This window comes from Actinomycetes bacterium (assembly GCA_036510875.1).
Classification (GTDB): Bacteria; Actinomycetota; Actinomycetes; order Prado026; family Prado026; genus DATCDE01.
In genome coordinates, this window is sequence record DATCDE010000112.1 from 1 (window position 1) to 9,398 (window position 9,398).

Genomic DNA, 9,398 nt, shown 5'->3' on the forward strand with positions numbered 1-9,398 from the left:
GGCCGCTCTCGACCTCACCGGCGGTCCGCCCGCCGGTCCGGCTCTCGGAGGCCTCGACCCGCTGCTTCCTCTTGGCCTCGACCGCGAGAGCTCCCTTCCGACTCCAACCACATCGACCCAGGTTGATTCAGCTCGCCGGAGGGCCGGCAGTGGCCGACCAGCCTTGGCGGACGCTCACCCGTGCATGGCGCGGACGCGCTTGGTCGCGTTTGCCGTCAGCTCGGCGACGACTGCCGCACGCGTGACTGGGTCCAGTTGGGCGAGCCGGTCTTCGATCTCGGCGACGATCAGGTCCGCCGACTGCTTCTTCTCGCGTAACTGCAGCGCCGCCGCGGCCAGCGCCGCGGCGGCCGCTGCGAGTAGGACTACTCGCAGGATCCGCGCCGTGTCGTTCATCGCCGTTCCTCTCTGTCCACGTCGACTGTGCAGGGAATGCCACGGGGTCAGCCGGCGAGGATGCGGGCCTTCTGCGCCTCGAATTCGGTGTCTGTCACGACCCCGGCGGCCCTCAGGTCGCCGAGCTGGGTGAGCTGGTCCAGGATGCTGGGCTGAGCGATCGCCGCGGCCTGCTGCGGGCCGGCCGGGCCCCCGGGCGCGCTGCCCGGGGAACCCCCCTGGGCCGCCCACTCCGCCTGCTGTCGGCGCTCGATGCGGTCGTGGACCACGTGCGCGGTCTTGACGAACACCGCGGCCTTCAGACCGGTCTTGATCAGCCCCATCTGTGTCGCTCCTCCATCCGGTTGGCCTAGCCGGGCTCGGACTCGTCCAGGGCCGCGAGCAGGTCGTCGGAGCCGATACGGCCACTGCCGACCAGGCGCGCGTAACTGCGGTCCAGAGCCGCCATGATCGGGACGGCCCACACGTTCTCGTACACCAGGATGCCGGCCACGCTTCCGGCTTCGATCTGCGCCCCGACCGCCTCCCGGTCGGACGCGTCGAGCAGACCGGACGAGGCACCCGCCCACCGGGTGATGTCGACGTCACCGTGATGCTCTACGTCGTCGAGCTCCACCCGGCTGACGGTCCCGTCGGCAGCCCTGGCGACGAACTGCAGGTCGAGCACCCGGATCACCCCGCGGCGGACCAGGTCCAAGATGATCGCGAACCCCTCGCCGGTGATGTGGCCGCCAGGGAACTCGACGGCCAGGTAGTCGATCGGTCCGAGCACATCGTCGTCGCCCGTCATCCGGCCTCCCGGTGGTCGTCGTCCCACACCACGTCAGCCCTACAGACCAGTGCATGGCCGTCGATGGTCAGGGTACGGGCGCTGGTCGAGACGCGCGAGTCAGAGCGGCAGCGGCCCAGCGACCTGCGTGCGATCAGGGTCCGGCGACCCTGGCCAGGCTGTCCGCCTGGGCGCGGGCGTCGAGGGCGTTGAGCACGGCGAGGCGAGCGTTGTCGATCGCCCATGCGGCGTAGTCGATGGCGTCCTCGGCGTCTGCCTCCGCCCACTTCGCGTCGGCCTCGGCGATCTTCGCGTCCATCTGGTCGGCCCGCTTCGCAGCCTTGGCGTTGAAGTCGTCGACCTTGGACGCGGCGTCGGCCTTCATCTGCGCCCACTTCCCCTGGGCACGGTCGGCTGCCGCGGCGGACTGCTGCTGGGTGTCCTTCATCGCCAAGTTCATGTCGACCTGGGCCTTGTCGATGCGCTGCTTGAGCTGCGCACGGTCTTCCTCGGTGGCCGCGCGCGCCGTGGTGGCGGTTTCGGATGCGCGCTTCTGCAGGTTGTCCAGCTGGGCGGGAAAGTCCATACCGTGCTCCCTTGGACGACACGGACGCGACACGTCGACTTGCGCTCGCTGTCCGCTCCGGCTCCCCTCCAGATACGGGTCCCGGCATTTCGCACCGTAAGTTGTTACGGGCCAGGAAACAAGACTCCCCGTGGCAAACAACCGGGGGTGCCACCCCTGGCTTCGTTGCTGCGACAAACTGCCCGCATGGCTGATGCAGAGGTCGGCTCCGGCGCACCTCGACCGGGCGAACCGACACCCCGCCACGTCGGCGAGCCACGATGGGCCATGGCGGTGGCAGTGCTCGCCACCGAGCTCCTGCACTCGACGCTGCCGACCCAGATCCGAGCGGTCGGCCAGGTGTGGGTCTACCCCACCGTGGTGGTGGGGTTGCTCGTGGTGCTGGTGATCGGAGACCCGGGGCGTATCGACAAGCCGAACACATGGCTGCGGGTCGTCACCGGCCTGCTCATCTCGTTCATCACCGTGGTGAACGCGGTCAGCACCGTCCATCTGGTCGACCTGATCCTCACCAACGCCCCGCTGGGTACGCCGGACCGCCTGCTCAGCGCCGGAGCCGCCGTCTGGCTGATCAACGTCATCGCGTTCGGCCTGTGGTACTGGGACCTGGATCAGGGGGGCGCCGCAGAACGGGCAACGGGCACGATCAGGCTGCCTGCCTTCCTGTTCCCTGAGGCGACCAACCCGGAGCTGGTTCGAGCCGGCTGGGACCCCACGCTCATCGACTACCTGCACATGTCATCCGGTACCTCGACGTCCTTCGGCCCCAGCGACGTGTCGGCCATCAAGCTCTGGTCGAAGACGATGATGACATCTGAGTCAGCCGTGTCACTGCTCCTTGCTGTGCTGATCATCACCAGAGCCATCAATCTGCTGCCCTGATCGTCGGTCGCGGGTGTGGCGCGCGCAGCGTCACGATTGTCAGGGCCGGCCGGTGGGGTGCCCTCGCCGGGTCAGCTCGCGCGCTGCAGCCAGGATGGACTCCTGCAGCTCGGTGAGCGGACGGTCTCGCGAGCTGTCCGGTGGGGACGCTTGCCGGTCCCGTGCTGCCGCGTCGCGGAGCAGGGCGTCGCGCGACGGGGGCAGCCGCGGAGTGGTCCGGGTGAGGAGCTCGCCGAGGTGGTTGGCCCGCGCCACGCGCGTACCCAGGCGCTGGGGGGACCCATCCTGGACCGCCGGGGCTTGCCGGCGGGCTCGGGTTGTGGGTCGAGTGCCCGCGGGCAGAAGCGCAGCAGGATCGTCTTGATGATCGAGGTGTGGTCCAGGAGGGTGCCGGTCACCGAGGCCGGCTCGACCCACGGCGAGACGACCATCGCCGGTACCCGGACGCCGTAGCTGCCGAACATCGCGGGGTCGTCGTCGACGGCGCTCGGCGGCGGGACGTGGTCGTAGAAACCGCCGTGCTCGTCGTAGACGACGATCAGGAGCGAGCTGTCCCAGTTCGGTCCGGAGGCGAGCGCGTCGTAGACGGCCAACACGAGGTCCTGTCCGTCCCTAACGTCGGCCGGCGGGTGGTCGTCGTTGACTGGGAAGCCCAAGGGGCTGAAGTTGGTGAAGGCCGGGTCGATCCAGGAGACCGAGGGCAGCGCACCGTTCGCGGCGTCCTCGACGAAGCTCCCGACCCTGGCGTTGACGCTGAGGTCAAGCCTGCTCGCCCAGGGCAGCCCCGACTTGCTGAAGTACGCGAACCGCCGAAGGTGCCCCAGCAGGTAGTGGGCGTCGGCCAGGCGCAGCGTCCCGGGGTCGAAGCAGTACCACCGCCACGAGACCCGGTTGGCGTCCAGGTGCCGGACGAACGACGCCTTGTTGTACAGCGGCGGCCGGGGCCGTGCCACGTCGTCCGGCTGCCGGCGGCGCCGCCGGCCAAGGCGTACAGACGGTTAGGCAGGGTGGCGCCGGGCACCGAGCTGAACCATCGGGTGCACTCGGCGAACTCCCGCGCGAGGTGGTCGTAGACGGGGACGCCGCAGCTGTCGTAGTACCCCATGACGACCCCGGGGTCGACGCCTGGGACCCCGCGATCGGCCAAGGTCTGCGCCAGACTCGTGACGAACCCGCTCATCTGCCCTCCGGCGATCTGCCGGTCGATCGCCGCGGCGGAGTGGTCCGGGTCGACGTCCAGGGCGGTGGTGTCGAGATGGTGGATCGGATAGGTCCGCCCGTCGTGCTCGTTCACGAGCCCCGGACGAAGGCCGTCGATGTCGGTGCGTCCACCGACCAGGGACAGGTAACCGAGCATGTGGTCGAACGAGCGGTTCTCCAGCATCACCACAACGATGTGCTCGATCTTGCCCAGGTTGGTGACGTCGTCGATGTCGGCCCGCTCGGTCCCCTCAGCTGCCATGGCTCCTCCATCGCGGACCGATCGTTCGACAGGACTGAGACTCACCCTGTGGGAGGTTACCGACCCGCTGGACAACGTCGCGCACCTGCGGGTCATGGCAGGCTCCCCCTGCTCGGCCACCCCGACACGGCTCGACCTCTCGGGGTCCCCCGGGCACCACCGAGATCACGGCCATGGGCGCCGGGAGCCGGCAGCCAGTGTCGACCGAGGCCTCGCCGGCCGGTCACCGGCTGACCCTGGTCGGTGACGCCGAGGTGACGGCACGGTTCGCCGCTCCCAAAGGGAAGGCAGACCTCCGGCTGTCCGCGCCGTTTGAGGTTGAGGGTGCCGAGGAGTGACCCTCCCCGTAGGATCCGCCCAACCGTGAGATCGTCGCGGCCGTCGCCGACCCCACACCTGTGCCTGGGGCCGGTACCCGGACTCCCACGGTGCACAGCAGCCCGGGCTGGAACCTCGCCCACGGGCGCCGACCACAGACAAGAGGTGCCCTATGGCATCCGCGGACCCGCCGTTGGGTGACGGCGGCGAGACGGTCCCGAACCCGAGTCCACGCGTTGGCCAGCTGCGGCGCGAAGATGCGCTGGCCAACGCACCGGACTGGGTCGCTCCGGTGATCCGTGCCGCGATCTGGCGGTTCGTGTGGGTGGTGATCGCGGTCAGTGTGCTGATCATCGCCGTACTGAGGGCGCGGTCGCTGGTCAGCATATTGGTGATCTCACTGTTCTTCGGCATCGCCATGCTTCCGGCGGTCAACCACCTCCACCAGCGCCGCGGCTGGTCCCGGGGCAAGGCCACCGGCGCGGTCCTCATCGGCTTGTTCGTGTTCTTGGCCGTGATGGTGTTCGTCCTGATCCCGGGCCTGGTCGACGCAGCCAACCGGGTCGGAGCCCAGGTTCCTGGCTGGATCGACCAAATCAACAAGACGCTCGGCGTGAGCATCGACAACGGCCGGCCACCGGCGCAGATCAACACCGACCTCCAGACCTGGATCCACAAGTGGGTGCAGACCAACGCCCAACAGCTGCTCGGGCTCGCCTCCAACACGGTGGGGCTGGTGTTCCAGTTCTTCACCGTCATCACCTTCACCTGCTACTTCGCCGCTGGGGGCCAGAACCTGCTGCATGCCTTCCTCGGCCGGCTCCCTCCCGAGAAGCAGCAGCGGGCCGGCTGGGCCTGGGACAACGCGGTGATCCAAACCGGCGGCTACTTCTACTCCCGCAACCTGTTGATGGTGGCAAACGCCATTTTGTACTTCTTCGTCATGGTGGCGGTCGGTGTCCCCTGGGCGGTCTCCTTGCCGCTGTCGATCTTTCAGGCGTTCGCTGCCGAGTTCATCCCCGTCATCGGGACCTACCTCGGAGCCGCGATCCCGGCCATCATCACCCTCGGACTGCGCGGCTTCGTCCCAGCCGTGATCCTGATCGTCTGGGTGGTGATCTACCAACAGATCGAGAACTACTTCCTCAGCCCGAAGATCAGCGCCAAGACCATGGAACTCAACGGTGGTGTGGCCTTCGGCGCCGCGCTGGCCGGCGGCGCGATCGGCGGGCCGATGGGTGCGTTCATGGCCCTACCGGTCGCCGCGATGATCACCTCGTTCGTCAAGCACTACGCTCACCAGTATCCCGTGGTCTATCACTCGGCCTACGACGACGTACCTGCCAGTGACGACCCAGCCACCCACGACGACGTCAGCCGGAGCCCCAACGACTCCGGACAGACCTCGCACCAGACCCCGATTTGAGGAGCTACCGATGAGCCGATCCAGACAGATCCTGACTGTGGCGCTGATCGCCGCCACCGCCGCCGCAGTCGCGGTCGTCGTGATCAGGTTCCGCAAGATGGACGAAGTCGCCACCGAGACCGCCGACAACATCGAAACGCAACTCGACGCGCTGGACCCGGTCACCCGAGCGGCCGTCGTGGAGAAGTTGTCCGCGCATGCGTCCGAGGACGCTGAGGCCAGAAGGACCTGATTCGGACCACGTTCCCGACGAACCACGCACCACCGACGATCGGTCGCCCACGGCTTTTCGGAGCTGAGATGGAGGTTCAGCGGATGGTCATGGATCAGATCAGGGCGCAGGTCCTTCCCCCGGGAAGGGTCAGGCGAGCGCACTCATCCGTTGCTGTGGGTCGCCACGGTTCACGCCGTGCGTAGGTCCGCCAGTCGGGACGCCCGGGCAGCCGGGCACAGCCTCAGCGGACCGAAACCAAGGAGTCCCCGGTGAAGCCTTCGCGACGTCTCGTGATGCCAAGTGCCGGTGTCGTGGTGTTGGCGGTCGTGGTTCTCGGAAGTCTGGTCCTGTGGGTCCTTGCGCGTCCGGCCGGCCAGCCAAGCGCCCGGTACACCGGCGAGTTCCTGGGCGTCGAAGCCGTGCTGCTCTTCTCGTGCACGCTGGTGCTCGCAACATTGCTTCCCTTCATCGAGCGCGCATTCGGCGGCCTCGACCGAGTAGCCCTGTGGCACCGTCGAACTGCCGTGGCCGCGGTGCTGCTCATGGTGCTCCACCCGGTGTTCGCCGGCTCGACACCGGTACCTGATGCATCGCAGGTCGGTCGGATGTTCGGAAGCCTGGCCATGCTCGGGCTCGTGATCTTGGCTGTCTGGTCGTTGGCGCCGAGCCTTCGCGCGGCGCGGTGGTCCCGGCTGATCCGCTGGTTGGGCCGGATCAGCCATGAGCGCTGGCTCACCGGCCACCGTCTGACCGGGCTGTTCGTCACAGCCGCTGTGGTTCATGGCGCAATGGTCGACCCGGTGCTGAAGGTCTCCACCACGCTCAAGACCATGTATCTGGTGGTCGGAGGTATCGGCATCGTGGCGTACGTCTACCGGGAACTGTTCGCCCGTTACGTCGTGCCGATCTACGACTACACCGTCGCGGAGGTGCGCAGACCGAACGAGTCGACCGTTGACGTGTATCTCGAGCCCGTCGACCGTTCGTTGAGCTTCGAACCCGGCCAGTTCATCTTCCTCGCCTTCGGAGGCGTCGATGGCTGGCAGCGCCACCCCTTCTCGGTCGCCAGTGCGCCATCAGAACACCGCCTCGAGGTCTCGATTCGAGCCCTCGGCGACTACACCCAGGAGCTTCAGGACAAGCTGCAACCCGGAACCCCGGCAAAGGTGGCCGGTCCGTTCGGTGGCTTTGACTACCGTCAAGGTGGCGACAAGCAGATCTGGATCGCTGGCGGCGTCGGAATCACTCCCTTCATCAGTTGGATTCGGTCCCTGGACGAGACTTTCGACCGTCACGTTGTCTTCTACTACTCCGTCAACCACGCATCAGAGGCCCTCTACGTCGACGAGATCAACACGGCCGCCGCCGCGCACCCCACGCTGCGCGCCAGGCTGATCGATTCGAGTCAAGTTGGCTTCCTCACCGCCGACACGGTCACGAGTGAGATGGTGAACCCCGACGAGAGATGGGTCTACATGTGCGGCCCGCCAGCGATGATGAAGGCCATGGCGAGCGGTTTCGAGAATGTGGGCATCCCTCGTGGCCGGATTCGCTGGGAGCAGTTCAACATCCGCTGACAGTGGATGCCAGCCAGACCGCAGGTCCGCAACCGCGAACCGCCCTCGGCACGTGGGTGCGCGTAATGCCCGAGACGCTCGGGAATGCAACCGTCAGCGACCCTTCAGCGTCGGCCCGCATGCGAGTCACCGGACCCGGGCGCTGGTCAGAGCGCTGTTAGACCTTTGACGATGAGCCCGAGACCGACAACCGCAGCGACGGCGGCGGCAGCCTGGATCTTGTTCGTCTGCAACCAGGCGGAGAAGGCTTCGACTCGAGTGGCAGTGCCTTCCGGCCGGGCCGTGTAGCTGATGATCGGCACCTCGACCACGACGTAGGTAACGAGGCTGAAACCCAGGATGAGAAGCAGCTGCGTGGGGAGCCGGTAGCCGTCTCTGACCATGACCCCGATGGCCGCCAGGGAGAACGGTGTTTGCGCACCCAACACGAAGCCCACCACGATAGCCACCCAGACCGAGCCTCGCTTCAGGGCTTCTTCAGCCTTGGACTTGACATCCTCCGCCTTGGCACGAGCTCGGCCGCCAAACGAACCCTGGGGATCGGGCTGGCCGCCGCCTTGCTGTCGCTCCACCTCACGGCCGATCAGTTCCCGGCCGAGCTTGGTGGCAGCGAATACGGCAACTGCCAGTGCGATGAATCCGACAATCAGGTAGACCTGAGTTCCGCAGATAAGCGATCTTGATGGGCATGTGACGGCACGTTTGCGCAGGTCACGGGCTCGATGGGTCGCCCGATGGGCAGGCAAACGCCGGTTCGTGTAGGCACACGTCTTGGGGCGTGTCGCGCTTGATCGGGTGGGGTTCGGGGCATGATGGCAGGCATGTACCTGCGGACGATCGCGCGTCGGAACAAGGACGGGTCCGAGGTTCGGTACGTGCAGCTGGCGCACAACGAGCGGCACCCGAGTTCCGGGCACGCGGTGGCGAAGGTGATCCACAGCTTCGGTCGGGAGGACCGGCTGGACCGCCAGGCGCTGGCCCGGCTGGTCACCTCGATCACCCGCTATCTGGGGCCGGCGGCACAGCTCGAGCTCGAGCTGGCCAGCCACGGTGCCGGGGACGGCGAGCTGAGCTTCGTGGCGGCACGCCGGTTCGGTGGGACCTACGTGCTGGACGCGTTGTGGCGCGAGCTCGGCATCGACGAGAAGGTCCGCGCGTTGCTGCACGGCCGGCGCTGCGACCCGGCGGCGGTGGAGCGGGTGCTGTTCGCGCTGGTCGCGCACCGGGCACTCGATCCCGGGTCGAAGCTGGCCGCGACCCGCTGGGTGAGCGAGGTCGCGGCGGTGCCGGGGCTGGAGGTGCTGGCCGAGGACGCCGCCTACCGGGCGATGGACCTGCTGCTGGAGATGGAAGACGAGCTGGGCCGGGCGGTGTTCTGGGTGTCCGCCACGCTGCTCGACTTGGAGGTCGACCTGCTGTTCTTCGATTCCACCTCGACCTGCTTCGAACGCGACACCGCCGATGTGCCGGTGCCGCGGGACACCCGCGGCAAGCCGGTCACGGATGCCGAGACCGACGGGGCCGACGAGGCCGCCGACCAGGGGGTGCGGTGGGGGTCGTTCCGCGCCTACGGGCACTCCAAGGACCACCGCGAGGACCGGCCGCAGGTGGTGATCGGGATGGCGGTCACCCGCGGCGGGATCCCGATCCGGACCTGGTGCTGGCCGGGCAACACCGCCGACGTCACGATGCTCGCCCAGGTCCGGGCCGACCTGATCGACTGGCAGCTGTCCCGGGTGGTGTGGGTGACCGACCGCGGGTTCGCCTC

At 67.8% G+C, this 9,398-nt stretch carries 11 protein-coding genes; 5 read left to right on the top strand and 6 right to left on the bottom strand.

Annotated elements, in window-relative coordinates:
- Window positions 1–174 precede the first annotated feature (174 nt).
- From VIM19_06785 to VIM19_06800, 4 genes are all read right to left on the bottom strand, one after another.
- Entirely contained in the window at window positions 175–396 is a 222-nt protein-coding gene (locus tag VIM19_06785) for a hypothetical protein (protein ID HEY5184602.1), read from the bottom strand.
- A 47-nt stretch (window positions 397–443) separates the two neighbouring features.
- Complete coding sequence (locus tag VIM19_06790) at window positions 444–719, bottom strand: SHOCT domain-containing protein (protein ID HEY5184603.1); 276 nt, start codon at window positions 717–719, stop codon at window positions 444–446.
- A gap of 26 nt (window positions 720–745) precedes the next feature.
- On the bottom strand, window positions 746–1,186 hold the full coding sequence (locus VIM19_06795; GenBank protein HEY5184604.1) for a DUF6325 family protein: 441 nt from the start codon (window positions 1,184–1,186) through the stop codon (window positions 746–748).
- A 133-nt stretch (window positions 1,187–1,319) separates the two neighbouring features.
- The gene (locus VIM19_06800) at window positions 1,320–1,751 is read right to left on the bottom strand and encodes a hypothetical protein (GenBank protein ID HEY5184605.1); all 432 of its coding nucleotides are present in this window, start codon (window positions 1,749–1,751) and stop codon (window positions 1,320–1,322) included.
- Between the two features lie 375 nt (window positions 1,752–2,126).
- Here VIM19_06800 and VIM19_06805 point away from each other — a divergent pair, with 375 nt between their 5' ends.
- A complete protein-coding gene (locus tag VIM19_06805) occupies window positions 2,127–2,633 on the top strand; it encodes a hypothetical protein (protein ID HEY5184606.1) in 507 nt (168 codons plus the stop codon).
- A 71-nt stretch (window positions 2,634–2,704) separates the two neighbouring features.
- On the opposite strand, the gene VIM19_06810 is transcribed toward VIM19_06805, so the two are convergent.
- Window positions 2,705–3,586, bottom strand: coding sequence for an alkaline phosphatase family protein (locus VIM19_06810; GenBank protein ID HEY5184607.1), 882 nt, complete (start codon window positions 3,584–3,586; stop codon window positions 2,705–2,707).
- 999 nt (window positions 3,587–4,585) lie between these two features.
- On the opposite strand from VIM19_06810, the gene VIM19_06815 reads away from it, so the two are divergent.
- From VIM19_06815 to VIM19_06825, 3 genes are all read left to right on the top strand, one after another.
- On the top strand, window positions 4,586–5,839 hold the full coding sequence (locus VIM19_06815; GenBank protein HEY5184608.1) for an AI-2E family transporter: 1,254 nt from the start codon (window positions 4,586–4,588) through the stop codon (window positions 5,837–5,839).
- Between the two features lie 10 nt (window positions 5,840–5,849).
- On the top strand, window positions 5,850–6,071 hold the full coding sequence (locus tag VIM19_06820) for a hypothetical protein (protein HEY5184609.1): 222 nt from the start codon (window positions 5,850–5,852) through the stop codon (window positions 6,069–6,071).
- Window positions 6,072–6,322: 251 nt separating this feature from the next.
- Window positions 6,323–7,630: a hypothetical protein gene (locus VIM19_06825; GenBank protein HEY5184610.1), complete on the top strand. Its 1,308-nt coding sequence runs from the start codon at window positions 6,323–6,325 to the stop codon at window positions 7,628–7,630.
- Between the two features lie 146 nt (window positions 7,631–7,776).
- On the opposite strand, the gene VIM19_06830 is transcribed toward VIM19_06825, so the two are convergent.
- On the bottom strand, window positions 7,777–8,376 hold the full coding sequence (locus tag VIM19_06830; GenBank protein HEY5184611.1) for a GAP family protein: 600 nt from the start codon (window positions 8,374–8,376) through the stop codon (window positions 7,777–7,779).
- 75 nt (window positions 8,377–8,451) lie between these two features.
- On the opposite strand from VIM19_06830, the gene VIM19_06835 reads away from it, so the two are divergent.
- A partial coding sequence (locus tag VIM19_06835) for a transposase (GenBank protein HEY5184612.1) occupies window positions 8,452–9,398 on the top strand: 947 nt, incomplete at its 3' end.

What these genes read in the sequence shown, in the direction of transcription:
- VIM19_06800 (HEY5184605.1), bottom strand. Translation starts at nt 1,751, where the DNA reads ATGGACTTTCCCGCCCAGCTGGACAACCTGCAGAAGCGCGCATCCGAA.
- VIM19_06815 (HEY5184608.1), top strand. Translation starts at nt 4,586, where the DNA reads ATGGCATCCGCGGACCCGCCGTTGGGTGACGGCGGCGAGACGGTCCCG.
- VIM19_06785 (HEY5184602.1), bottom strand. Translation starts at nt 396, where the DNA reads ATGAACGACACGGCGCGGATCCTGCGAGTAGTCCTACTCGCAGCGGCC.
- VIM19_06790 (HEY5184603.1), bottom strand. Translation starts at nt 719, where the DNA reads ATGGGGCTGATCAAGACCGGTCTGAAGGCCGCGGTGTTCGTCAAGACC.
- VIM19_06795 (HEY5184604.1), bottom strand. Translation starts at nt 1,186, where the DNA reads ATGACGGGCGACGACGATGTGCTCGGACCGATCGACTACCTGGCCGTC.
- VIM19_06820 (HEY5184609.1), top strand. Translation starts at nt 5,850, where the DNA reads ATGAGCCGATCCAGACAGATCCTGACTGTGGCGCTGATCGCCGCCACC.